This is a genomic window from Streptomyces sp. NPDC088910 (genome assembly GCF_044749865.1).
Taxonomy (GTDB): domain Bacteria; phylum Actinomycetota; class Actinomycetes; order Streptomycetales; family Streptomycetaceae; genus Actinacidiphila.
Genome location: NZ_JBIVIV010000003.1, coordinates 25,454 through 50,569 on the forward strand (window position 1 = coordinate 25,454; position 25,116 = coordinate 50,569).

19 protein-coding genes are annotated in these 25,116 nt (G+C 73.1%); 3 read left to right on the top strand and 16 right to left on the bottom strand.

Annotated features, from left to right (window positions below; translation table 11 throughout):
- Positions 1-103: 103 nt before the first annotated feature.
- From ACIP4Z_RS08510 to rimP, 8 genes are all read right to left on the bottom strand, one after another.
- Positions 104-4,282, bottom strand: coding sequence for a serine protease (locus ACIP4Z_RS08510; RefSeq protein ID WP_401306065.1), 4,179 nt, complete (start codon positions 4,280-4,282; stop codon positions 104-106).
- A 291-nt stretch (positions 4,283-4,573) separates the two neighbouring features.
- A complete protein-coding gene (gene truB, locus ACIP4Z_RS08515) occupies positions 4,574-5,512 on the bottom strand; it encodes a tRNA pseudouridine(55) synthase TruB (RefSeq protein WP_355349784.1) in 939 nt (312 codons plus the stop codon).
- Positions 5,509-6,018 (bottom strand): 30S ribosome-binding factor RbfA, encoded by a 510-nt coding sequence (gene rbfA, locus ACIP4Z_RS08520; protein WP_391050311.1) that lies wholly within the window; start codon positions 6,016-6,018, stop codon positions 5,509-5,511. Before rbfA ends, truB begins: the two co-directional genes overlap by 4 nt.
- Before the next feature lie 34 nt (positions 6,019-6,052).
- On the bottom strand, positions 6,053-6,346 hold the full coding sequence (locus ACIP4Z_RS08525; RefSeq protein ID WP_355349778.1) for a DUF503 domain-containing protein: 294 nt from the start codon (positions 6,344-6,346) through the stop codon (positions 6,053-6,055).
- 116 nt (positions 6,347-6,462) lie between these two features.
- Positions 6,463-9,609, bottom strand: a complete 3,147-nt coding sequence (gene infB, locus ACIP4Z_RS08530; RefSeq protein ID WP_366823806.1) for a translation initiation factor IF-2 — start codon at positions 9,607-9,609, stop codon at positions 6,463-6,465.
- A 157-nt stretch (positions 9,610-9,766) separates the two neighbouring features.
- Positions 9,767-10,045, bottom strand: a complete 279-nt coding sequence (locus ACIP4Z_RS08535) for a YlxR family protein (RefSeq protein WP_355350310.1) — start codon at positions 10,043-10,045, stop codon at positions 9,767-9,769.
- 138 nt (positions 10,046-10,183) lie between these two features.
- Positions 10,184-11,170: a transcription termination factor NusA gene (gene nusA / locus ACIP4Z_RS08540; protein ID WP_188279440.1), complete on the bottom strand. Its 987-nt coding sequence runs from the start codon at positions 11,168-11,170 to the stop codon at positions 10,184-10,186.
- A gap of 2 nt (positions 11,171-11,172) precedes the next feature.
- Entirely contained in the window at positions 11,173-11,781 is a 609-nt protein-coding gene (gene rimP, locus ACIP4Z_RS08545; RefSeq protein WP_401306069.1) for a ribosome maturation factor RimP, read from the bottom strand.
- Positions 11,782-11,928: 147 nt separating this feature from the next.
- Here rimP and ACIP4Z_RS08550 point away from each other — a divergent pair, with 147 nt between their 5' ends.
- From ACIP4Z_RS08550 to ACIP4Z_RS08560, 3 genes are read left to right on the top strand one after another with little or no spacing between them, the layout of a single operon-like run.
- The gene (locus tag ACIP4Z_RS08550) at positions 11,929-12,474 is read left to right on the top strand and encodes a hypothetical protein (protein WP_391050313.1); all 546 of its coding nucleotides are present in this window, start codon (positions 11,929-11,931) and stop codon (positions 12,472-12,474) included.
- Positions 12,471-12,890 carry a ferritin-like domain-containing protein gene (locus tag ACIP4Z_RS08555; RefSeq protein ID WP_355350320.1) on the top strand — a complete coding sequence of 140 codons (420 nt, stop codon included), beginning with the start codon at positions 12,471-12,473 and terminating at the stop codon, positions 12,888-12,890. Before ACIP4Z_RS08550 ends, ACIP4Z_RS08555 begins: the two co-directional genes overlap by 4 nt.
- 43 nt (positions 12,891-12,933) lie before the next feature.
- Positions 12,934-13,878, top strand: a complete 945-nt coding sequence (locus tag ACIP4Z_RS08560) for an aminoglycoside phosphotransferase family protein (RefSeq protein WP_401306072.1) — start codon at positions 12,934-12,936, stop codon at positions 13,876-13,878.
- 295 nt (positions 13,879-14,173) lie between these two features.
- Here ACIP4Z_RS08560 and ACIP4Z_RS08565 read toward each other — a convergent pair whose 3' ends face one another.
- From ACIP4Z_RS08565 to ACIP4Z_RS08600, 8 genes are all read right to left on the bottom strand, one after another.
- Complete coding sequence (locus tag ACIP4Z_RS08565) at positions 14,174-15,871, bottom strand: proline--tRNA ligase (RefSeq protein WP_401306074.1); 1,698 nt, start codon at positions 15,869-15,871, stop codon at positions 14,174-14,176.
- Positions 15,872-15,970: 99 nt separating this feature from the next.
- Entirely contained in the window at positions 15,971-16,504 is a 534-nt protein-coding gene (locus ACIP4Z_RS08570; RefSeq protein ID WP_355350329.1) for a GNAT family N-acetyltransferase, read from the bottom strand.
- Between the two features lie 43 nt (positions 16,505-16,547).
- Positions 16,548-17,393, bottom strand: a complete 846-nt coding sequence (locus ACIP4Z_RS08575; protein WP_401306076.1) for a GNAT family N-acetyltransferase — start codon at positions 17,391-17,393, stop codon at positions 16,548-16,550.
- A gap of 172 nt (positions 17,394-17,565) precedes the next feature.
- A complete protein-coding gene (gene ispG / locus ACIP4Z_RS08580) occupies positions 17,566-18,720 on the bottom strand; it encodes a flavodoxin-dependent (E)-4-hydroxy-3-methylbut-2-enyl-diphosphate synthase (protein WP_391161421.1) in 1,155 nt (384 codons plus the stop codon).
- A 100-nt stretch (positions 18,721-18,820) separates the two neighbouring features.
- Positions 18,821-20,137 (bottom strand): site-2 protease family protein, encoded by a 1,317-nt coding sequence (locus ACIP4Z_RS08585; RefSeq protein ID WP_391050317.1) that lies wholly within the window; start codon positions 20,135-20,137, stop codon positions 18,821-18,823.
- Positions 20,134-21,444, bottom strand: a complete 1,311-nt coding sequence (gene dxr / locus ACIP4Z_RS08590) for a 1-deoxy-D-xylulose-5-phosphate reductoisomerase (RefSeq protein ID WP_355346589.1) — start codon at positions 21,442-21,444, stop codon at positions 20,134-20,136. Before dxr ends, ACIP4Z_RS08585 begins: the two co-directional genes overlap by 4 nt.
- 29 nt (positions 21,445-21,473) lie before the next feature.
- Positions 21,474-23,414: an acyl-CoA dehydrogenase family protein gene (locus tag ACIP4Z_RS08595; RefSeq protein WP_401306079.1), complete on the bottom strand. Its 1,941-nt coding sequence runs from the start codon at positions 23,412-23,414 to the stop codon at positions 21,474-21,476.
- Positions 23,415-23,584: 170 nt separating this feature from the next.
- A complete protein-coding gene (locus ACIP4Z_RS08600; protein WP_391050319.1) occupies positions 23,585-25,045 on the bottom strand; it encodes an aldehyde dehydrogenase family protein in 1,461 nt (486 codons plus the stop codon).
- Positions 25,046-25,116: the final 71 nt, after the last annotated feature.

A 25,116-nucleotide genomic window follows, 5' to 3' on the forward strand; every position in this document is an offset into this window, starting at 1 on the left:
GCTGACGGGCTGACGGGCTGTCCCCCACCAACGCCAGAGGGTCACGGGCGGTCATGGGCCGACGATCCGAGGTGGCCGCTACGGAGATCCCCGGCCAGTCCCGTCAGGCCGCCGCCTCCAGGCGGCGTCTCGCGCTCGGGCCGATCACCGCGTCCCATGTGCCGCCCGTCTTGAGCCATTCGCGCACCAGGCGGCCGAAGTCGGGCCAGGAAGCGGCCAGTTCGACGACCCGGCGGTCGAACTGCGCGGCGCCCTCCGGCGTACGGCCGAGAAGCAGGCCGACGCGGTGGACCAGGTCGCGGGTGAGGACGGTCGGCCTGCGGTGGCAGCCGTCCGCCGCGGCGGCGAGCAGGGCGTCCAGGACGCCGGGGTCGCGTTCCGCCGCGAGCACCATGTCGAGGAGTTCCTGGCGCAGCGGCCGGGACAGGTGGGTGCCGGGGGCGGCGAAAACCGGGAGCAGTGCGCGGCGGACGTCCGGCGGGTGGTCGGTCATGAGCGCGGCGGCCAGCGGCAGCAGGACGGCCCGGACGCCGGGGCCCTGTTCCAGCCGCCGGTCCAGGAAGCGGGCGACGTCGGCCGCGCCGTCCGGGTGGTGCAGCAGATGGTCCTGGGCCAGGGCGGCGGCGCGCCGGGCGAGGGCGGGCGAGGTGACCCCGGCCAGTTCGTCCAGCACCTCGGCGGTTCCCCCGTCGGGGTAGGGGGCGCGCAGCCGGGTCTGGAAGGCGGCGAGTACGGGTTCGGGGTGCGTGCCGAGGGCTGCCGCCAGTGCGCCCGCGGGCAGATGGGGATCGCCCGCCGCGAAGTGCCGCAGCGCCGCGTCGAGATGGCGGGAACGTGTCACCGAATCCCGTACCAGCAGGCCGAGCGCGGCGCCGTGCAGGGTGCAGTCGCCGGGGCGGGCCAGGATCGCGAGGGCCGCGTACCGCAGCAGTTCCCGGTCGGCCTCCGAGCGTACGAACGCGGCGGCGCGGCGGCCGTACGAGGCTGCCGCGACATGGCGGTCGGGGCGCGGGTCGTGCGCCCACCGGTCGACGGCCCTGCATACGGCGGACGGCTCGTCCTCGGCGAGCGCGGCGAGCACTTCGTCGGCGCCGGGGTGCCCTGCGGCCACCAGCGCCTCGGTCAACTCGTCCACGGCGAGCCGCCGGTGGGTGTGCAGCAGCGCCTGCGCGGCGGACGCGACGGTCAGCCGGGGGCCGTCCGCGCCCGGCGCCGTCTGGAGCGGCCGGTCGTCGTCGAACCACCCGCACACCGCCGCCAGGGCCTCGGCCGGCGCCTCCCGCAGCAGCTCCGCGACGGCGGGCAGGAAGCGGGTCTCGGGGTCGGCCGGTTCACCGGGTACGGGCGGCCGATCGGCGGGCAGCAGCAGCCGCAGCAGTTCGAGCCGTTCCCCCAGCGGCAACGGCACCCGCCGCCAGAACGCCGGGCCGAACTCGCCCAGCCCGCCGAGCCCTTCGGGCGTGAACCCTCCGCGCTCCACCGACCGCACCGCGACCCGTTCGGCCAACAGCCGCAGCACGCCCCGGTAGTTCCGCGCGTCCCCGAGCCGCGTCAGCACCTCTCCCACCAGATGCGCGGCCCACCACACGGCATCCCCCCGCCGCGCCGACACCCCGTCACCGCGCCGGGCCCGCGGCCCGCTCGCGTACGACGGTCCTCCGCCTTCGCACGAGGAGTGCCCCCACGCCGCGCCCCCGCCCTCGTCCGGCCCCCCGCACGGCCCCCGACCCGGCGCGCTGTCTCCGCCGTCCAGCCGCTGCCCCGAACCGACCGTCGCGGGACCGCCGCCGGAGGCCCGCTGCCCGCCGGCACCAGCCCCGGCCCCGCCCGTACCGCCGCCGCCACTCGGCCACCCGCCGCACGCCACCGACCACCCCGCAGGACCGCCGCCGGGCACCCCCGCACCGCCTCCCGCACCGCCAGCGGGCACCACGCCCACTCCCCCGCCCGGCGCTCCCGCGCTCCCGGCGAGCAACCCCACCGGCCCGCCGCCAACGCCCGTACCCCCGTCCGGCACCCCCTCGCCTCCGCCGCCCCCGCCTCCCTGGCACGGACCCGCGGGCGTCGGGCGGGGGCGCCGACGGGAGCGGGGGTTCGGGACCGTCTCGGTGTCGAGATAGGCGTCCGTGCAGGCGTCCCACGCGGGGCGGCGCACGGGGGCCGGGCGGCGCGGCGGCGCGGCCGGGTCCGGGTCCGGGGCGCTGACATGGCGGGTGGGGGCGATGGCCTGGTGGTCGAGGCGGTGGATGAGGTGGCGCAGATGGCGGGTGAGGGTGTCGGGGTCGGTGGCGAGCATGGCCTGGAGGACCGGGCCGAGGCGGTGGCGCGGGACGGGGAGGGAGCGCGGCCCCGAGGGCGGGGCGACGGCCGGGGCGGGCGGGACGGGCGGCTCGCCCGCGTGGACGGCGGCGGGCCGCTGCGGCAGCCGTACCGGCGCCTCCGTGCCGCCCGCCGGTGCCGCGAACCAGCGGTGGACCAGGGCGTGCAGGGCCGCGTCCAGGTCGAGGTGGAGGCCCTGGAGCCAGTCGGCGACCTCCTCGTGCGCGAAGCGGTATCCGGCGCCCGCGGGCACCAGCAGCCCTTCGGTGAGGACGGCGGACGCCCACCCCGTACGCCACGGGAAGAGGTCTTCGAAGGACTCGCGGTCCAACTCGCCCTGCCCCGGCCCCAGACAGCGCCGCGCCGCCTCGTGCACCTGCCCGGCCACCCGCGTGGCCAGCCGCCGTACGCCGTTGCCGCGTACCGGCCGCTCGGCGCTCGCGGCCAGCCGGACCGCGATCCGCAGGCACACCAGGTCCAGGTGGGCGGCGAAGATCTCGGCGCGGGTCGGCGCGGCGCCGTCCGTGGCGGTGCCGCCGGGCAGCGACGCCTGGATCTCGGAGAGCAGGCGCAGCGCCAGCGGGTGCGCGGCGTCGGCGGGCCGCAGGGCGTCCGGTGCCAGGCCGTGGCGGGTCCGCGCGCGGACCGCCTGGACGTCGGTCAGGTCGCCGAGCCGCAGGCAGGGCGGCAGCGCGCGGACGGCGACGTACGGGGCGGGCGGCGGCGCGTACGCCATTCCCGCGGGCAGCAGCGACCCGGCCTGTTCCCAGAACTCCGGGCGGCAGCCGACGATCAGCCGCACCCCGCCCGCGCGCAGCCAACTCGCCGTGCCCGCCGTCCAGTCGGCGAGCGCGTGCGCGAGGACCGGGGGCATCTCCTCGGGCGCGTCGAGCAGGACGAGCAGCGGCCGTCCCGCGGCCCGCGCGAGCGCCGCGACGGCGTCGGGCGAGGCGAACGGCGGGTCGCCGCCCACAGCGCCGCCGCGCCCGGCGGCGGCGCACACGATCCGGGCGGCGGTCCGCAGCGAGCGTTCGACGGCGTCCTTGATCCCGCCGTCGCCCGGCCGCAGTTCGGCGCCGCGCAGCCAGATGGTCGGCGCGGGTTCCGCGCCGCGCGCCCGGCGGGCCGCCAGCGCGGCCAGTTCGGTGCTGCGCCCGCTGCCGGGGTCGCCGACCAGGCCGAGCACCAGCGGCGCGGTCTCGCCCCGCGGCGCGAGGAAGTCCCGTAGCGCGTCGGCGACTTCGGGCCTGGCGACCGGCTCCCGCCACTGGCCGGGCCCGGCCGCGGAGCCGACCGACGTACCCGTGAGCTGGAGCGCGCCCGCGAGGTTGAGGTGCGGACCGTAGGCGGGCACCGTCGCCGCGTTCCTGGCCAGCAGCGCGGCCAGCGGTTCCGGCGTGCCGGGTCCGGCCCGCAGCGGTACGGCGAAACCGGCCGCCCGGTGTCCCGCGTGCAGCGCGGTGACCGCGACCGCGAGTACCGCGCCGGTCGCCGCGTCGATCAGCGGCGCGCCGGAGGACTGGGGCGCGACCCGGCTCATGTCGGTGGCGCCGAGGCCCAGTTCGTAGACCTCCTCCAGCAGGTGGAAGCGGTCGGTGGCGGTGTACGTGACGGACGCGGTGCCGAGGACGACGCCGTCGGTCCACTGCGGGACCTTCAGCCGTACCCGTCGCTCGGGGTGGGCCGGGCCGCGGGGCGCGATCGGCAGCGGCGGCAGATTCAGCCCCTCGGTGGCGACCAGCGCGAGCCCGGCTTCGGGCAGTACGGTGATCGCTTCCGCCTCGACCAGGCACACCTGGTCCCCCGGCGCGTGCAGCACCAGCCGGGCGAGCCCGTCGACCGCCTCGTGACTGGTCACCATCGTGCCGTCGGCGTCCGCGAGGAAACCCGTCCCGCGTGGCCGTCCCGCCAGGTCACAGACCCGCACCAACGCGTCGTCCACGTCGGCCCCGCGTACCGCCATCGGGCACCTCCCCCACCGCCGCGCCCCGTTTCGTCCCGCTTCGACGGTAGGTGCCCGATGATCTCCCGCCTAGATCGCGGAAGAAAAGCGCCCCCCTGTGCTCCCTCGCTTCACTCCGAGCGCCCGCCCATTGGGGTGATTTCCGGGTTCCGGATGGATAGGGAGACGTGAGGGGGGACCGAGGGGGATCGTGGAGCGGGGCCGCTCAGGGGACAGACGGCCGCGCTCCACGGTGTCCAGAGCCCGGCCCGGTCACACCGGGCCGGGCACGGGCGCAGGGGGGACGGACGGCTATTCCGGGAAGACCGCCACGATCTTCACCTGGCCGTCCTTCTCCTCCACCAGGGCCAGGAAGCGGCCGTCGGGGCCGAAGACGGCGGTCGGCCCGTCGGGCAGCGCCGGGGCCTTGATGCGGACGCCGTTGGCCAGCAGCCGGGCCTGGTCGGCGTCCACGTCCCAGCGCGGGAAGGCCGCGTCGGCCGCCTGCTCGATCGGCATGACCGTGCAGGACTCCTCCAACTGCTCCAGCGTGCGCGCGGTGTCCAGCCCGTACGGGCCGACGCGGGTGCGGCGCAGCGCGGTCAGGTGGCCGCCGACGCCGAGCCCGGCGCCCAGGTCGCGGGCGAGGGCCCGGATGTAGGTGCCGGAGGAGCAGACGACGGTCACGTCGAGGTCGACGGCGCCGACGGCGTCCTCGGGCTCGTCGACCCGCCGCATGTCCTGGACGGTGAAGGAGTGGACCGTCACCGGCCGGGCGGCCAGCTCGAACTCCTCGCCCTCCCTGACCCGGGTGTACGACCGCACGCCGTTCACCTTGATCGCGCTGACCTTGGAGGGGACCTGCTGGATCGGGCCGGTCAGCGCGGCGATCCCGGCGTCCACGCTCTCCCTGGTGACCCCGGTGGCGTCGGCGACGGCGGTGATCTCGCCCTCGGCGTCGTCCGTCACCGTCGTCCGGCCGAGCCGGATCGTGGCGACGTACTCCTTCTCGGTGAGCGCGAGGTGGCCGAGCAGCCGGGTGGCCTTCTCGACGCCGAGGATCAGCACCCCGGTCGCCATCGGGTCCAGCGTGCCCGCGTGCCCGACCCGCCTGGTCCCGGCCAGCCGCCGCATCCGCGACACCACCCCGTGCGAGGTGAGCCCGCCGGGCTTGTCGACGACGACAAGCCCGGACGGGGCCCCCTTCCGCGCTCGGCTCGCCTCCGGTCGCTCAGAGCCGGTATGTGTCATGCGCTTGCCGGACCGCCCTCGGAGTCGGGCCGGGTGTCCGGGTCGGCGGCGGCCGGGACGTCGAGGTCGTCGTCGTCCAGTTCGTCGTCGGACGGCTTGCGGTACGGGTCCGCCTCGCCCGCGTACTGCGCGTCGGTGGCGGACTTGCGGACCTCCTCGTCGGCCGCGCGGGCCTTGGCGAGCAGGTCGTCGATGGTCTTGGCGTTGTCGGGCAGGGCGTCGGCGACGAAGGCCAGGCTCGGGGTGAACCGCACCCCGGTCTGCCGTCCGACCTCGGAGCGCAGCACACCCTTGGCGCTCTCCAGGGCCGCGGCGGAGGCCGCCCGCTCCTCGTCGTCTCCGTAGACCGTGTAGAAGACGGTCGCCTCCCGCAGGTCGCCGGTGACCCGGGTGTCGGTGATCGTCACGTACCCCAGCCGCGGATCCTTGATCCGCCGTTGCAGGGTCTCCGCGACCACGACCCGGATGCGGTCGGCCAGCTTTCGCGCCCGCGCGGTGTCGGTCATCGTCTTCTTCTCTCTGTGTCCTTGGGCGTTCTGCTCACTCGTCGTCGCCGTGGATACGCTGCCGTGCCGACAGCAGTTCCACTTCGGGACGGGCGATCATCCAGCGTTCGCACCGGTCGAGTACGTCCTTGAGGTGTCCGAGGTCTCCCGACACCACCGCGATTCCTATTTCGGCCCTGCGATAGAGGTCCTGGTCGCCGGTCTCCGCCACGCTCACCGCGAATTTGCGGTGCAGCTCGGCGACGATCGGACGGACGAGGGACCGCTTCTCCTTCAGGGACCGTACGTCACCCAGGAGCAGGTCGAAGCACAGCGTGCCTGCGTACATGGGTACGACGTTACAGCCGACGGCCGGGGCCGATCGACGGGATTTCTCCCGCCGACCGGCCCCGGCCCCGGACCGTCGCCCGGCCGTACGGCGTACCGCACGGCCGGGCAGCCGCGTCAGCCGCGCGGCTTCTCGCGCATCTCGTACGTCGCGATGACGTCGTCGATCTTGATGTCGTTGTAGTTGCCGAGGTTGATACCGCCCTCGTAACCCTCACGAATCTCGGTGACGTCGTCCTTGAAGCGGCGCAGGCCGTCGATGTTGAGGTTCTCCGCGATGACCTTGCCGTCGCGGAGCAGACGGGCCTTGGTGTTGCGCTTGACCTCGCCGGAGCGGACCAGCACACCGGCGATGTTGCCGAGCTTGGAGGAGCGGAAGACCTCGCGGATCTCCGCGGTGCCCAGCTCGACCTCCTCGTACTCCGGCTTGAGCATGCCCTTGAGGGCCGCCTCGATCTCCTCGATGGCCTGGTAGATCACCGAGTAGTAGCGGACGTCGACACCCTCGCGCTCCGCCATCTGCGCGGCACGGCCGGCCGCGCGGACGTTGAAGCCGATGACGATGGCGTCGGAGCCGGTCGCCAGGTCGATGTCCGACTCGGTGACCGCACCCACACCGCGGTGCAGGACCCGGATGTCGACCTCGTCGCCGACGTCGAGCTGGAGCAGCGAGGACTCGAGAGCCTCCACCGAACCGGACGCGTCGCCCTTGATGATGAGGTTGAGCTCCTGGACCAGACCGGCCTTGAGCGCCTCGTCCAGGTTCTCCAGGGAGAACCGGACACCCTTGCGGGCGAAGCGGACGTTGCGCTCGCGCGCGGCCCGCTTCTCGGCGATCTGGCGGGCGGTGCGGTCCTCGTCCACGACGAGGAAGTTGTCGCCCGCGCCGGGCACGTTGGTGAGACCGAGCACGAGGACGGGGGTCGACGGGGTCGCCTCCTCCACGTTCTCGCCCTTGTCGTCGAGCATCGCGCGGACTCGGCCGTACGCGTCGCCGACCACCATGGTGTCGCCGACCCGCAGCGTGCCGCGCTGGACCAGGACGGTCGCCACGGCGCCGCGGCCGCGGTCGAGGTGCGCCTCGATCGCGATGCCCTGCGCGTCCTGCTCCGGGTTGGCCCGCAGGTCGAGCGAGGCGTCCGCGGTCAGGACCACGGCCTCCAGCAGGGAGTCGATGTTGAGACCCTGCTTCGCGGAGATGTCGACGAACATCGTGTCGCCGCCGTACTCCTCGGCCACCAGACCGAACTCGGTGAGCTGTCCGCGCACCTTGGTCGGGTCGGCACCCTCGACGTCGATCTTGTTGACCGCGACCACGATCGGCACGTCGGCCGCCTTGGCGTGGTTCAGCGCCTCGATCGTCTGCGGCATCACACCGTCGTTGGCCGCGACCACCAGGATCGCGATGTCGGTGGACTTGGCGCCGCGGGCACGCATGGCGGTGAACGCCTCGTGGCCCGGGGTGTCGATGAAGGTGATGGCGCGCTCTTCGCCGTTGACCTCGGTGGCGACCTGGTAGGCACCGATGTGCTGGGTGATGCCACCGGCCTCGCCCGCGACCACGTTGGTCTTGCGGATCGCGTCGAGAAGCCTGGTCTTACCGTGGTCGACGTGACCCATGACGGTCACGACCGGCGGGCGGGAGACGAGCATCTCCTCGCCGCCCTCGTCCTCACCGAACTCGATGGAGAACGACTCGAGCAGCTCGCGGTCCTCCTCCTCCGGGCTGACGATCTCCAGCACGTAGTTCATCTCGCCGGCGAGCAGCTCCAGCGTGGAGTCGGAGACCGACTGGGTCGCCGTGACCATCTCACCGAGGTTGAGCATCACCTGAACGAGCGACGCCGGGTTGGCGTTGATCTTCTCGGCGAAGTCGGTGAGCGAGGCACCGCGCGACAGGCGCACGGTCTGGCCGTTGCCGCGGGGCAGCAGCACGCCGCCCACGGACGGGGCCTGCATGGCCTCGTACTCCTGGCGCCGCTGACGCTTGCTCTTACGGCCGCGCGCCGGACGGCCGCCGGGGCCGCGACCGAACGCGCCCTGCGTGCCACCACGGCCGCCCGGACCGCCGGGACGCCCGCCGAAGCCGCCGGGACGGGGGCCGAAGCCGCCGCCACCGCCGGGAGCACCGCCGCCGGGGCGCGGGCCGCCGAAGCCGCCACCGCCGCCACCGGGACGACCGCCGCCGCCGGGACCCGCCGGACGGCCGGCGAAACCGCCGCCGCCGCCGGGACGCGCGCCGGGACCGCCGCCGCCGGGACGGCCGCCGGGACCACCGCTACGGCCGCCGGGGCCACCGCCGGGACGCCCGCCCGGGGAGGGCGCGGGCCGCTGCGGCATCATGCCGGGGTTCGGGCGGGGGCCCGAGGACTGCGGGCGGGGCATGCCGCCGGGGGACGGACGCTGTCCGCCGGGACCGCCGGCCTGACCACCGGGGCGCGGGGCGCCGCCGGGACGCGGCATGCCGCCCGGGGCTCCCTGGCCGCCGGGGCGGGCGGGACGGTCGTCACGCCGGTCGCCGCCGGGACGCGGGGCGCCGCCGGGGCGCTGCATTCCGGTGGAGCCGCCGGACGTGAAGGGGTTGTTGCCGGGACGCGGGCCCGCGGGACGGGCGCCGCCGGGGCGGGCACCGCCCTGGCCGGGACCGGCGGGACGCGCGGGGCGGGCCCCGCCGTCACGGGTGTCGCGCTGGCCGGTGCCGCCGCTCTGGGCGGGGGCCGGGCGCGCCGGGCGCGGGCCGGGGGTGGCGCCACCGCTGCGCGGCGCGGCCGGGGCCGCGGGCGCCGACGGGGGTGCCTGGAACTCCGCCGCGGGCACCGGAGCCGCCGGAGCGGGCTTCGGGGCGGGCGCGGCGGGGGCCGGCTTCGGACCCGGGCGGGGGCCGGAGCCCGCGGGGGTCGGTGCGGTACCGGCACCGGCGGCCGGGCCGGCGCTCGGGGCGACCGGGGCCGCGGGCGCGGCCGGGGTCACGGGGCCGCCGGCGGCCGGCTTCGGCGCCGGGGCAGCGGGACGGGCCGGCGCACCCGGGGTGGGCGCGGCCGGCTTGGCGGCGGGCGCGCTCTTGCGCGGCGCCGCGGGCTTCGCAGCGGACTTGGTGTTGCCACCGGGCCCCTGGAAAGCGTCAGTCAACTTGCGGACTACCGGCGCCTCGATCGTCGAGGACGCCGAACGGACGAATTCGCCGAGTTCTTGGAGCTTGGCCATGACGACCTTGCTCTCGACTCCCATCTCCTTGGCGAGTTCGTATACCCGGACCTTAGCCACTTCGCTCCTTTTAGGTCCGGGGTGATCGTCCGCCGGACCGTCGCTACTTCATGGGCGTACTCATCGCGTACTCATCGAGTGCTCATCGCAATCTCGACCTACTTCCATCTCGCGAGGTACCTGACCGCACGGTGACCCGTGCCGTTCTTCCTACTTCTTACGGGGCTGCCTGCTCGACGAACCGGCGCAACTCCGCGGTGTCGGGCGTCACCGGGCCTTTGAAGGCCCGGTTGAACGCCCGGCGGCGGACCGCCAGGTCCAGACAGGCAAGGGCGGGGTGCAGATACGCACCCCGACCGGGCAGCGTACCGCGATGATCGGGAACACAGGTGTCACCGTCCACCGCCACACGCAGCAGCTCGCTCTTGGCCGCACGCTCCCGGCAGCCGATGCAACTTCGCTCCGGGCATGCTGGGGTTCGCGTCCGACCAGACACTCTTTAGTCTACCTCCCCGCACCGACCTCACTCCTTCGAGTGTGCCGACGCACGGTTGTTCGTTTCCTGCCCGCCGTCGGCGGAGGGCATGCATCGCCCGCCGCCGACCGCTTTCCGTCCGTGTTCCGGGCCCGGCCCTCAGCTCTGCGGCTGCTCGGTGTCCGGGCGGATGTCGATCCGCCAGCCGGTCAGCCGGGCGGCCAGGCGGGCGTTCTGCCCCTCCTTGCCGATGGCGAGCGAGAGCTGGTAGTCGGGCACGGTCACCCGCGCCGACCTGGCACCGGCGTCGACCACCTCGACCTTGGAGACGCGGGCCGGGGACAGCGCGTTCGCCACCATCTCGGCCGGGTCGTCCGACCAGTCGACGATGTCGATCTTCTCGCTGTTCAGCTCGGCCATCACGGCCCGTACCCGCGCGCCCATCGGGCCGATGCAGGCGCCCTTGGCGTTCAGCCCCGAGCGGGTCGAGCGGACCGCGATCTTCGTACGGTGTCCGGCCTCGCGGGCGATGGCCTCGATCAGCACCGAGCCGTCCGCGATCTCCGGGACCTCCATCGCGAAGAGCTTCTTCACCAGGTTGGGGTGGGTCCGCGACAGGGTCACCGACGGGCCGCGTACGCCCTTGGCGACCCGGACCACGTACGCCCGCAGCCGGGTGCCGTGCCGGTAGTCCTCGCCGGGCACCTGCTCCTGGACCGGCAGGATCGCCTCCAGCTTGCCGATGTCGACCAGCACGTTCTTCGGGTCCTTGCCCTGCTGGACCAGGCCGGAGACGATGTCGCCCTCGCGGCCCGCGTACTCCCCGAAGGTGATGTCGTCCTCGGCGTCGCGCAGCCGCTGGAGGATCACCTGTTTGGCGGTCGACGCGGCGATCCGGCCGAAGCCGGTCGGGGTGTCGTCGAACTCGCGCGGCTCGGCGTCCTCGGCGACCTCCTCCGGGTCCTCCTTCGCCCATACGGTCACGTGTCCGCTGGTGCGGTCCAGCTCCACGCGGGCCTTGCGGTGGCTGCCGGGCTCGCGGTGGTACGCGATGAGGAGCGCCGACTCGATCGCCTCGACCAGCAGGTCGAACGAGATCTGCCTCTCCTGCACCAGACCCCGCAGGGCCTTCATGTCGATGTCCACGGCTACGCCTCCTCGTCGTTCTCGTCGTTCTCGTCGTCTTCGTGTACGTCGTGTACGTCTACGTCTTCGTCGTGCACGTCGTCGTCCGCGTCGTCCTGTACGCCGTCGCCCTCGTGGACGTCGTCACCGGCCGCGTTCTTGCGGTTGAACTCGACCTCCACGCGGGCCTTCTCGATCTCGGCGAAGTCCGCGCGGGCGGGCTTGGGCTTGCGGCCCTTGACGCCGGGGACCTCCAGGTCGAGACCCGCGTCGTCCACCGTCATGATCCGCGCGATCAGCTCGCCGCGCTCCTTGAGCTGGAGCTTCACCAGCCGGCCGCTGTTGCGCCGGAAGTGCCGGGGCTCGGTCAGCGGCCGGTCGGTGCCCGGCGAGGTGACCTCCAGGACGTACTCCGCGTCGCCCATCGCGTCCGAGGCGTCCAGCGCCTGCGAGATCTCCCGGCTCAGCGCCGCGACCGCGTCGAGCTGCACGCCCTCGTCCGAGTCCACGACGACCAGCAACTGCCGCCGCTTGCCCGCGGCCGTCACCGTGACCTCTTCCAGATCCAGTCCCGTCCTCACGACGAGCGGCTCAAGCAGCCCGCGCAGCCTCTCGCTCTGGGTGGTGCTCATCCGGGTGACTCCTCGGCCGCGTGTGCTGTTGTGGTGGAAGGTCGCGTGTAAAGGAGAGATTACCCGAGTTTCCACACGTCGCCGCGCCATCGCGGGCCGCCGGGAGGCGGCGCCGAGCGCCCTCCCGCGCACCCTTACACTCGCCCAATGATCCCGGACGTGCCTCGGCTCAGCAGGCGGAGTGTGGTGGCGGTGGCGGCCGTTGTCGTCAGTGCCGGGTGTTCGGGAGGTGGTGGAACAGCGGGCTCGGACGGGGCCGGACACAAGGCCACGCTGCCCGAACCGGGCGAGCTGGCGCTGCGCCAGGCGGTCCGCGACAGCGCGGCGTTGCTGGCGCGGTACGACGCGGTGGCCGCCGCGTATCCGGCGCTCGCCGGTCGGCTGGCGCCGCTGCGGGCCGAAGTGGCCCTGCACGTGGGCGCGTTCGGCGGCCGGGCGGCGCCCGTACCGACCGGCTCACCGTCCCCCGGCGCGACGTCCGCCGCGACCCCCGCCTCCTCGCCGTCCGCTCCCCCGGCCTCCTCGCCGTCCGCGGCCCTGAAGTCCCTGGCGGACGAGGAGCGGCGGCTCGCCGACAGCCGGGCGACGGCGCTGCTCAATGTGCCGGGCGAGACGGCCCGGCTGTTCGCGTCGGTGGCGGCGGCGGGCGCCGGGCACGTGGCGCTGCTCGGGACGAAGGGGGCGGTGCGATGAGCGCGGTGCTGGACGCGGCGCAGGCGGCGCTGGCCGCCGAGCACGCGGCGGTGTACGGCTACGGGGTCGTGGGCGGCCTGGTCGGCGGGAGCCGCCGGCCCGAGGCGCGGCAGGCGTACGACGCGCACCGCGCGCGGCGGGACGTGCTGGGCCGTACCGTCCGCGATCTGGGCGGAGTGCCGGTGACGGCGGCGGCGGGTTACCAGCTGCCGTTCCCGGTGGCGGACGCGGCGGCGGCGCTGCGGCTGGCGGCGTATCTGGAGGAGCGGGTGGCGGGCGCCTACGGCGACGTGGTGCGGTCCGCGATCGGGGACATCAGGCGGGACGCGGCGGGCGCCATGCGCGAGGCGGCGGTGCGTGCCGTGCGGTGGCGCGGCGGCAGCGTAGCCTTCCCGGGGTTGGCGGAACGGAGCTGATCACCGTTCCCCGCCGCACACGACACGGAGGGAACGCACAGGGATGGCTTCAGCAGCGCACCACGGGGGGCCGGAAGGCGTACGGCTGGAGCCGCCGGAGCGGCTGGTCCGCACCGTCGGGGCCTGGGAGGGCGAGGCGGGCCGGGTGTGGCTGGCCGAACTCCCCGACCGGGTGGCGCGGTACCTGGAGCGGTGGGGGCTGACCGTCGAGCGGGTCTTCGCGGCCGGGGGCCAGATCAGCATGATCGTGCTGGTCCGCACCGCGGACGGGGTGCCGGCGGTGCTGAAGGTCGGCATGGTCACGCGGGAGACCGAGCACGAGCACGCGGCGCTCGCGCACTGGGACGGGCGGGGCGCCGTACGCCTCCTCGACGCCGATCCCGGCGAGGGGGCGATGCTGCTGGAGCGGCTTCAGGCGGATGTGTCGCTGCGGTCGCTCGCCGAGCCCAAGGCGATGCTGGAGGCCGCCGGGGTTCTTCAGCGGCTCTGGGTGCCGCCGGCCGAGGGGCATCCCTTCACGTCGGTCGCCGACTACACCGGCGCGTTGGTGGCGCTGCTGCGCGAGCGGCGGGAGCGGCCTTGGGCGGCCGAGGCGGTCGGGCTCGTCGACGAGGCGCTGTCGGTGCACGCGGAGCTGGTCGCCTCGGGCGCCGAGGAGGTGCTGCTGCACGGGGATTATCACCACGGCAATGTGCTGGCCGGGGAGCGGATGGCGTGGCTGGCCATCGACCCGAAGCCGCTGGTCGGTGAGCGGGCCTACGATCTCGCGTGGCTGGTCCGTGACCGGCTTCCGACCCTGGCCGCCCAGCCCGGTTCCCGGGCCGCGGCCCGGCGGCGGCTCGCCAAGCTCGCCGCCGCTCTTGAGGTCGAGCCCGAGCGCCTTCGCGGCTGGGCCCTCTTCCGTGCCGTCGAGGCCGGCGTCTGGTACCTCTCCGTCGGCGACCGCGAAGCCGCCGAGCTCCTCCTCGAATTCGCCTCCTGGCTCTAGCCCCCACCCCGCCCCTCCCCGCAAGTCCTCAATCGCCGGACGGGCTGAGTCGGGGGGTGGGTCTGATCCCGCAAGGAGCCGCCTTCCCAGGGACGCGGGGACCCGCGCGACCGCCGACCGCACGACGGGTTCGAGCCCCGAAGGGGCGCGGGGAACTGCGCGACCAGCCACGGCGGCGGCGCGCCGTCCGCACGGCGGGGTCGTGCCCCAGCTGCGCGACCAGCCACGACGGCGGCGCGCCGACCGCACGGCGGGTTCGAGCCGTCACCGCGCGGTCAGCCACGGCGGCGAGCCGTCAGTGGGGGGTGGTGAGGAGGGCGAGGGCTTCGGGGAGGGGGAGCTCTCGGCGGGTGCCGGTGCGGCGGTCCTTGAGCTCGACGACGGCGTCGCGGGCGCGGCGGCCGGCGATGAGGAGGGTGGGGACGCCGATGAGCTCGGCGTCGGTGAATTTGACGCCGGGCGAGAGGGAGGGCCGGTCGTCGAGGAGGACCCGCAGTCCCGCGGCGTGCAGCGCGGCGGCGGCCTCCTCCGCGAGAGCGGTCTGTTCGGCCTTGCCAGCGGCGATGACGTGGACGTCGGCGGGGGCGACCTCGGCGGGCCAGCACAGCCCCGCGTCGTCGGCGGTCTGTTCGGCGAGGGCGGCGACGGCGCGCGAGACGCCGATGCCGTAGCAGCCCATGGTGACGCGCACGGGCTTGCCGTCGCGCCCGAGGACGTCGAGCTGGAAGACGTCGGAGTATTTGCGGCCGAGCTGGAAGATGTGGCCGATCTCGATGGCCCGGTCGAGGCGGAGCCCGGTGCCGCACCGGGGGCAGGGGTCACCGGCGCGGACGGTGACCACGTCGAGGTAGCGGTCGACGGTGAAGTCCCGGCCGCAGACGACGTTGGCGGCGTGCCTGCCGGGCTTGTTGGCGCCGGTGACCCACGCGGTGCCGGGGGCGATCCGGGGATCGGCGAGGTAGCGGACGCCCAGGCCCTGGGGGCCGACGTAGCCGCGTACGAGATCGGGCCGGTCGGCGAAGTCCTCGGCGGTGACGAGTGCGACGGCTGCGGGCGCGAGGTGTTCCGCGAGCTTGCCGAGGTCCACCTCGCGGTCGCCGGGGACGCCGACCGCGGTGATCTCGCCGTCCACCGTGACCAGCAGGTTCTTGAGTGTGGCGGAGGCGGGCACGCCGAGGCGGGCGGCGAGCGATTCGATGGTGGGGGTGTCGGGGGTGTCCAGCTCCTCGACGGGGCCGTGCTCAGCGGCAGCCGCGTCACCGGGCGCGGCCGTGAAGGTGACCGCCTCCGTATTGGCGGCGTAGTCGCAGGCGGGGCAGTCCGCGAAGGTGTCCTCGCCCGCGGCGGCGGGCGCCAGGAACTCCTCGGAGGCGGAGCCGCCCATGGCGCCGGAGACGGCGGAGACGACGCGGAAGTCGAAGCCGAGGCGTTCGAAGATCCGGATGTACGCCTGCCGGTGCAACCGGTACGACGCGGCGAGCCCTTCGTCGTCGGTGTCGAAGGAGTACGCGTCCTTCATCTGGAACTCGCGGCCGCGCAGCACGCCCGAGCGGGGCCTGGCCTCGTCGCGGTACTTGGTCTGGATCTGGAAGAGGGTCAGGGGCAGGTCCTTGTAGGACGTGCACTGGTCCTTCACGATCTGCGTGAAGACCTCCTCGTGGGTGGGGCCGAGCACATAGTCGGCGCCCTTGCGGTCGGTGAGCCGGAAGAGCAGGTCGCCGTACTCGTCGGCGCGTCCGGTGGCCGCGTACTGCTCGCGGGGCAGGAGCGCGGGCAGCAGCACTTCCTGGCCGCCGATCGCCTCCATCTCCTCGCGTACGACGCGGGCGACGTTGTCCAGGACGCGTTTGCCGAGCGGCAGCCAGGTCCACATCCCGGCGGACGAGCGGCGCACGTATCCGGCGCGGACCAGCAGCTTGTGGCTGGCGGTCTCCGCGTCGGCCGGGGCGTCGCGCAGCGTCTTGAGCATCAGCCGGGACATGCGCAGGACCATGGCGTTCTCCGTGAAGGTCGGGGGTGCGGCGAGGGTAGCCGGGCCGCCGGGCGCCCGCACAACCCTTTTCCCCCACGCGCGCCCGCCCCGCGCCGCGCTCTACCGCAGCAGCGGCAGCGGCGCGCCCATCACGGCGTAGGGGCGGGCGGCGCTCGGGAAGTGCACCGGGCGGGCCAGGTCCTGGTACCCGAGGGCGTGGTAGAGGCGGCGGGCGGGGCTGTCGCCGTCGATCGCGGAGAGGATGCTGCGCGGCTCGGTGGCGGTGTCGGTGATCTCGGTGATCAGGCGGCGGCCGACCCGGTGGCCCTGGAAGTCGGGCAGCACGTGCAGTTCGGTGATGACGAAGGAGTCGTCGAGCCAGCCGTCGGTGCCGCGCTGCCGCAGGTACGGCTGGACGACGCTCGACCACCAGTGGCCGCGGTCGTTGGGCAGCCCGTAGACGAAGCCGACCAGCCGTCCGTCGTCGGTCTGCGCGCCGAGGGCCCGCGCACCGGGGTAGTTGAGGTGCCGGAGCACGATCTGCCGCCGGATGGCGACCTCGCCGGGGCCGAGCCCGAAGGCGAGCGCCTGTACGGCGAGGGCTTCGTCGACCCGCGCGCCGAGGTCGACAGGTCCGACCACCACGTTCTCCATGGGCCGGGACACTACCCCCAGCGCCCGCGGCCTTCGAGCGCGGTCAGAACAACACACTCATGAACGCGCCGACTTCGGAGAATCCGACCCGCTGGTAGGCGGCCCGCGCGGGGGCGTTGAAGTCGTTGACGTAGAGGCTGGCGACCGGGGCGACATCGCGCAGGGCGTAGTGCAGGACGGCGGCCATGCCCGTCTCCGACAGGCCCTTGCCGCGGTGTTCGGGGGCGACCCAGACGCCCTGGATCTGGCAGGTGTGCCGGGTGACGGCGCCGATCTCGGCCTTGAAGACGACCCGGCCGTCCTCGATGCGGGCGAAAGCCCGTCCGGTGGAGACCAGTTCGGCGACGCGGGCCTGGTAGAGCAGGCCGCCGTCGCCCGCGAGCGGGGAGACGCCGACCTCCTCGGTGAACATGGCCACGCACGCGGGCATGATCACGTCCATCTCGTCGCGCCGGACACGGCGGACCAGCGGGTCGGGCGTGATGTCGGCGGGCAGCGCGCGGGTGGTCATCAGCGGCTGGTGGGAGCGGACCTCGCGGGCCGGGCCCCAGTGGGGTTCGAGGAGCGCCCACAGGTCGGCGGTGGGTTCCGCGGGGCCGACGATCGAGGAGCAGCGGCGGCCGGCCCGGCGGGCGCGCTCGGCGAAGGCGCGGATGGCCTCGGGGGTGGCGCACAGCGGTACGAGGTTGGCGCCCGCGTAACAGAGCGAGGTGAGTCTGCCGCCGCTGTACCAGCCCCACATCTCGCCGCCGAGCCGCCAGGGGTCGAGCCCGGCGACATTGACCCGGGAGGTGACGAAGGCGTTGGCCACCGGGTCGCGGTTGAGTACGGCGAGGGCGGCGTCGAGATCGCCCGGTTCGAGGACCTTGGCAGTCGATGTGGTCAACACGTGGGTGCCTCACCGTACGGGCCGCAGCAGGCTTGGCTTGAGCAGCAGGCTTGGGATGATCTGCGCACTTTACCGCGCGGGGCCGTGCCGCGCCCCGCGTCCGGCCACCGGTGGGCGGCGGGCGCGGGGTTCGGGCGTGGCCCGGCGGCCGGTCGCGCGGGCTGCTCGGCAGTCAGGAGACGCTCACCTGCGGTTCGCCTGACATGGTGCCGTCGGCCTCCATCTGCTCGGCGAGTTTCATCGCCTCTTCGATCAGCGTCTCGACGATCTTCGACTCCGGCACGGTCTTGATGACCTCACCCTTGACGAAGATCTGACCCTTGCCATTGCCCGACGCGACACCCAGGTCAGCCTCACGGGCCTCACCCGGACCGTTGACGACACAGCCCATCACCGCGACCCGCAGCGGGACCTCCATACCGTCAAGACCCGCCGACACCTGATCAGCGAGCTTGTACACATCCACCTGCGCACGCCCGCACGACGGACACGACACGATCTCCAGCCGCCGCTGCCGCAGATTCAACGACTCCAGAATCTGGATACCGACCTTGACCTCCTCCGCCGGAGGAGCCGACAACGACACCCGGATCGTGTCCCCGATACCCTCCGACAGCAGAGCGCCGAACGCCACAGCGGACTTGATCGTCCCCTGGAACGCCGGACCCGCCTCCGTCACACCCAGATGCAGCGGATAGTCCGACTGCGCGGCCAGCAGCCGGTAGGCGTTGACCATCACCACCGGGTCGTTGTGCTTCACCGAGATCTTGATGTCCCGGAAACCGTGCTCCTCGAACAGCGACGCCTCCCACAGCGCGGACTCCACCAGCGCCTCAGGCGTCGCCTTCCCGTACTTCCTCAGCAGCCGCGCGTCCAGCGACCCCGCGTTCACACCGATCCGGATCGGCGTCCCCGCGTCCGAAGCCGCCCGCGCGATCTCCTTGACCTTGTCGTCGAACTGCTTGATGTTCCCCGGATTCACCCGAACCGCCGCACACCCGGCATCGATCGCCGCGAACACGTACTTCGGCTGAAAATGAATGTCCGCGATCACCGGAATCTGCGACTTCTTCGCGATCGTCGCGAGCGCGTCGGCGTCATCCTGCGTCGGACACGCCACCCGCACGATCTGACAGCCCGAAGCCGTCAGCTCAGCGATCTGCTGAAGAGTGGCACCGATGTCAGAGGTACGGGTCGTCGTCATCGACTGGACGGAAACAGGCGCGTCCCCGCCCACCGGGACCGACCCGACCTGGATCTGACGGCTCTTGCGGCGTTCGGCGAGCTTGATCGGAACATCTGGCATCCCGAGCGAAATCGCGGTCATTGCGTGGCATCCCCAAGGTGTGGATCGAGGTCCCGCGTGGGCGGGCTCCGATAACCGAGGTTACGGCACCCCGCCCACGACCCACACGCCCCTCATCCCATTACGAACTCAGTTTGACGGGGTTGACCACGTCGGCGATCAGGACAAGCAAGGTGAAGGACACAAAGATTCCGGCCACGACATAGGCGATCGGCATGAGCTTGGCGACGTCGAAGGGGCCGGGGTCCGGCTTGCGGAAGACCTTGGCGGCCTTGCGCCGGACGGACTCCCACAGCGCGCCCGCGATGTGGCCGCCGTCCAACGGCAGCAGCGGGAGCATGTTGAACAGGAACAGCGAGAGGTTGAAGCCGCCGACGAGCATGACCATGGTCATGACGCGGTTGATGGCGGGCTCCTGGAGCGCGAAGACCTCGCCGCCGACGCGGGCGGCGCCGACGACGCCCATCGGGGAGTCCGGCTTGCGCTGCGCGCCGTTGAAGGCCGCGTTCCACAGGTCGGGAATCCGCTTGGGCAGGCTGATCAGAGAATTCACGCCCTGTTTGGCCATGTCGCCCATGTGGTTCACGGAATCGGTGAAGCCCAGCGGCTGGATGTGGCTGGCCGGGCTGAAGCCGAGGAAGCCCGCCTTGACCGTGCCGTCCACGTAGTTGCCGTCGCTGTCGGTCTTGGCGACGGTGTTGGTGGTGATGGTGGGGTGCAGGGTGAGCCGCTGTCCGTCGCGGACCACGACGACGCTGGCCGGGCCGATGCCGTCACGGATGTCCTTGGACAGGGCGTTCCAGTCGCCGACCGGGTGGCCGTTGAACTCCACGATCTTGTCGCCGGCCTTGAAGCCCGCGGTCTTGGCGGGCGCGACCGGGTCGGAGGGCAGGCACGGGTTGTTCACGTCGCGCTTGGCGGTGTCCGCCTGCGAGATCACACAGTCGCTGACCTGGCTGACCACGGTGGTGCGCATGCTGATGCCGAAGCCCATGAACACGCCGAGGAACAGCGCGACGGCCAGGATCAGGTTCATGAACGGTCCGGCGAACATCACGATGACGCGCTTCCACGGCTTGCGCGTGTAGAACATCCGCGTCTCGTCGCCGGGCTGGAGCTCCTCGTACGCCGCCGAGCGGGCGTCCTCGATCATGCTGCGCCACGGCGAGGTCGACCGGGCGGAGACCTTGCCGTCCGCCCCCGGCGGGAACATCCCGATCATGCGGATGTAGCCGCCGAGCGGCACGGCCTTGAAGCCGTACTCGGTCTCGCCCTTGTGCCGGGACCAGATCGTCGGGCCGAAGCCGACCATGTACTGCGGCACGCGGATCTTGAAGAGCTTGGCCGTGGAGAGGTGGCCCAGCTCGTGCCAGGCGATGGAGACCATCAGGCCCACGGCGAAGACCACTATGCCGAGGACCGTCATGAGAGCGGTCATACGCCTGCTGCCTCCGATGTCGACGCGCTCGTGTTCACGTTCCCGTTCACGTCCGCACTCCCGTTGTTCCCGTTCACGTTCGCGAGTTCCCTGGCACGGGCACGGGCCCACGCCTCCGCTTCGAGGACGTCCTCGACGGTCAGTCGAGTTCCCGTCCCGGGCACGCCGTGTTCCTCGACGACCTTCGCGACGGTGTCCACGATCCCGGTGAACGGCAGCCGGCCGGCGAGGAAGGCGTCGACGCACTCCTCGTTGGCCGCGTTGAACACCGCGGGCGCGGTGCCTCCGAGGCTACCCACATGTCGCGCCAATGCGACGGACGGGAACGCGTCGTCGTCGAGCGGGAAGAATTCCCATGTCGAGGCTTTCGACCAGTCGAAGGCGGGCGCGGCGTCCGGGACCCGGTCCGGCCAGCCGAGACCCAGCGCGATCGGCATCCGCATGTCGGGCGGGCTGGCCTGGGCGAGCGTCGATCCGTCCACGAATTCCACCATCGAGTGAATGTAGGACTGGGGGTGGACGACGACCTCGATCCGCTCGAACGGGATGTCGTAGAGCAGGTGCGCCTCGATGACCTCAAGGCCCTTGTTGACCAGGGTCGCGGAGTTGATGGTGATCACCGGGCCCATGTCCCAGGTGGGGTGCGCGAGGGCGTCGGCGGGCTTGACGTCGGCCAGCTCCTCGCGGGTGCGGCCGCGGAAGGGGCCGCCGGAGGCGGTGACGACGAGCTTGCGGACCTCGGCGCGGCTGCCGCCGAGCATCGCCTGGAAGAGCGCGGAGTGCTCGGAGTCGACGGGCACGATCTGGCCGGGCTTCGCGACGGCCTTCACCAGGGGGCCGCCGACGATCAGCGACTCCTTGTTGGCGAGGATCAGCACCCGGTCGGCCTCCAGCGCCGCCAGCGTGGGCCGCAGGCCGATCGAGCCGGTGATGCCGTTGAGCACCGCGTGGCACTCCAGGGTCGCGGCCTGGGTGGCGGCTTCCGGGCCGACCAGCAGCTCCGGCCCGTTGCCGGGGCCGAAGTGCCTGGTCAGAGCCTGTCGCAGCGGCTCCACGGCGGCCTCGTCCGCGACCGCGACCGTATGCACCTGAAGCTGGTGCGCCTGTTCGGCGAGCAGTTCCGCGCGGCTGCCCGCGGCGGAGATGGCCACGACGCGGAAGCGGTCCGGGTTGCGGAGCACCACGTCGATGGCCTGGGTGCCGACAGAGCCGGTCGAGCCGAGGATCACGATGTCCCGTCGGCCGCCGGCCGCCGCCTCTCCGGTCGTGTACGGGCGGTAGTGCGGGTCTGCGAGAGCGTCCGTCATGGGGCCATTCTGTCCTGCCGTGGCGGCTGTCAGTGCACCGGTCGGCGGACGTTGTCCGCCCGCGACGGGCCGGGCTCGGCCTCCGCGATCCACGGGCCCTCGCGGCTGGCGTCGACGATTCCGGCTTCCAGCCAGGTGAGGTCGCCGTTGAGCACGGAGCGGGTGAGGCGGCGGTCGGTGCTGTCGGTGTTGGTCCACAGCCGGGCGAACAGCTCCTCGGTGCGGATGCGCGACTGGTGGCAGAAGGCGTCGGCCAGACGGCGGGCCTCCCGGCCGTGGTCGCCGGTCGCGGCCAGGTGCTGGGCGCGGACGCAGGCGGCGCTCATCGCGAAGAGTTCCGCGCCGATGTCGACGATCCGGGCGAGGAAGTTCTGCTTGGTCTCCATCCGGCCCTGCCAGCGCGACATCGCGTAGAAGGTGCAGCGGGCCAGCTTGCGCGCGCTGCGCTCCACGTACCGCAGGTGTCCGGCGAGCGGCCCGAATTCGGCGTACGCGTGGGGGAGCTGGCCCGGGCCCGCGACCAGTTTGGGCAGCCAGCGGGCGTAGAAGCCGCCTGCCTTGGCGCCCGCCTTGGCCTTGTCGCCCAGGGTGGTGTCGGGGTCGATCAGGTCGCCCGCCACGGACAGGTGGGCGTCGACGGCCTCGCGGGCGATCAGCAGGTGCATGATCTCGGTGGAGCCCTCGAAGATCCGGTTGATCCGCAGGTCACGGAGCATCTGCTCGGCCGGGACGGCGCGCTCGCCGCGGGCGGCCAGCGAGTCGGCGGTCTCGAAGCCGCGCCCGCCGCGGATCTGCACCAGTTCGTCGGCCATCAGCCAGGCGGCCTCAGAGCCGAAGAGCTTGGCCAGCGCGGCCTCGATCCGGATGTCGTTGCGGTCCTCGTCCGCCATCTGGGACGACAGGTCCAGTACGGCTTCGAGCGCGAAGGTGGTGGCGGCGATGTACGCGATCTTCGCGCCGACGGCCTCGTGCTCGGCGATCGGCTTGCCCCACTGCTCACGGGCGGCCGACCACTCGCGGGCGATCTTCAGGCACCACTTGCCCGCGCCCGCGCACATGGCGGGCAGCGACAGGCGGCCGGTGTTCAGGGTGGTCAGCGCGATCTTCAGGCCCGCGCCCTCGGCGCCGATCCGGTTCGCTGCCGGGACCCGGACCTGGTGGAAGCGGGTGACGCCGTTCTCCAGACCGCGCAGGCCCATGAAGGCGTTGCGGTTCTCCACGGTGATGCCCGCGGAGTCGGCCTCCACGACGAAGGCGGTGATGCCGCCCCTGTGGTCCTCGTAGGTGTCGGCGCCGCCGTCCGGCTTCGGCACCCGGGCCATGACGACGAGCAGATCGGCGATGACGCCGTTGGTGGTCCACAGCTTCACGCCGTCGAGTAGGTAGTCGTCGCCGTCGCGGACCGCGCTGGTGGCCAGCCGCGCCGGGTCGGAGCCGACGTCGGGCTCGGTGAGCAGGAAGGCGCTGATGTCGGTACGGGCGCAGCGCGGCAGGAACTTCTCCTTCTGCTCCCGCGTGCCGAACATCTTCAGCGGCTGCGGTACGCCGATCGACTGATGGGCCGACAGCAGCGCGCCGATCGCGGGGCTCGCGGAACCGGCGAGGGCCAGCGCCTTGTTGTAGTACACCTGGGTGAGGCCGAGGCCGCCGTACGCGGTGTCGATCTTCATCCCGAAGGCGCCGATTTCCTTCAGGCCCGCGATCGTCTCGTCGGGAATCCGCGCCTCGCGCTCGATCCTGGCGCCGTCGACCTTCGTCTCGCAGAAACCCTTGAGCAGGTCGAGGAACGCCTCGCCCTTCTCCACCGCCTCGGCCGCGGGCAGCGGGTGGGGGTGGATCAGGTCGAGGCGGAAGCGGCCGAGGAACAGTTCCTTGGCGAAGCTGGGCTTGCGCCAGTCCTGTTCTCTGGCGGCCTCCGCCACCTGACGTGCTTCGCGCTCCGAGACCTTGCGTGCGGTGGGTGCGGACACGGTTGCGTCACCTCCGGGTAGCCGGTTACCAACCGGTGCTACTTGTCCGTACTACCCGAATCCGGCCGACCCGACCATCCGCGGCGCGAGGTCGGCCGAATCCCTCGGGCCCCGGAGGCCGGTGCCTGGAGGTCCCGTGTCTGGAGGTCCCGTGCCTGAAGGTCCTGTGTTTAAAGGTCCAGGCCGGTGAGGACGAGCACGCGCTCGTACGTGTAGTCGTCCATCGCGTACTTGACGCCTTCGCGCCCGGTGCCGGAGTCCTTCACACCGCCGTACGGCATCTGGTCGGCGCGGTAGGAAGGCGCGTCGCCGATGATGACGCCGCCGACCTCCAGTTCGCGGTGGGCGCGGAAGGCGGCCTGGAGGTCGTGGGTGAACACGCCGCTCTGGAGGCCGAAGCGGGAGTCGTTGACGGCGGCGAAAGCCTCGTCGGTGCCGTTCACCCGGTGCAGCGACAGGACGGGGCCGAATGCCTCGGCCGAGGCGAGGACGGCGTCGGCGGGCAGGTCGGCCAGGACGGTCGGGGCGTAGCTCGCGCCGTCCCGCACCCCGCCGGTCAGCAGCTTGGCGCCCTTGCCGACGGCGTCGTCGACCCAGGAGGCGACGCGCTCGGCGGCGGCCTCGCTGACCAGCGGACCGACGTCGGTCGCGTCGTCGCCGGGGTCGCCGACCGCCTGCGCGCGCACCTTGGCGACGATCTTCTCGGCGAGCGCGTCGTAGACGGCGGTGTCGGCGATGACGCGCTGCACCGAGATGCAGGACTGGCCCGCCTGGTAGTTGGCGAAGGTGGCGATCCGGCTCGCCGCCCAGTCCAGGTCGGCCTCGGACGACCAGTCGGCGAGGACGACGGCGGCGGCGTTGCCGCCGAGTTCGAGGGTGACGTGCTTGCGCGGCACGGAGTCCATGATCTGGTAGCCGACGGTGTCGGAGCCGGTGAAGGAGATCACCGGCAGCCGCGGGTCCTGGACCAGCGAGGACATCCGGTCGTTCGCCACCGGCAGCACGCTCCAGGCGCCCTCGGGCAGGCCGGTGGTCTCGGCGAGGAGTTCGCCGAGCAGCAGCGCGGACAGCGGGGTCGCGGGGGCGGGCTTGAGGATGATCGGCGTGCCGACCGCGATGGCCGGGGCGATCTTGTGGGCCACCAGGTTGAGCGGGAAGTTGAACGGCGCGATGCCCAGCACCGGGCCGCGGCTGAAGCGGCGGGTCAGCGCGAGCCGCCCGACGCCGCCGGCGTCGGTGTCCAGCCGCTGCGCCTCGCCGCTGTTGAAGCGGCGGGCCTCCTCCGCGGCCCAGCGGAAGACGGACACGGCGCGGCCGACCTCGCCGCGCGACCATTTCATCGGCTTGCCGTTCTCCGCCGTGATCAGCCGGGCGACCTCCTCCGACCGCTCCGCGAGCCGCTTCGACACGTGGTCGAGCGCCGCCGCGCGCACATGGGCGGGCGTCGCCGAGAACGCGTCCTGCGCCGCCGCTGCCGCCGCCACCGCCTCCTCGACCTGGGCGTCCGTCGGCACGCTCACCCGGCCGACCGCCGCGCCGTCCCACGGGCTGGTCACATCGAAGGTGTCCGTACCGGTGGCCTCACGGCCCGCCAGCCAGAACGCGTACGCGGCTGCGCCTGTCGTTGTCACGGTGGGTCCCGCCCTTCAGAAGTTCGATTGTGCTGCCGTCCCGTCTCTCACGGTAGGCGCGCCCGCGGACA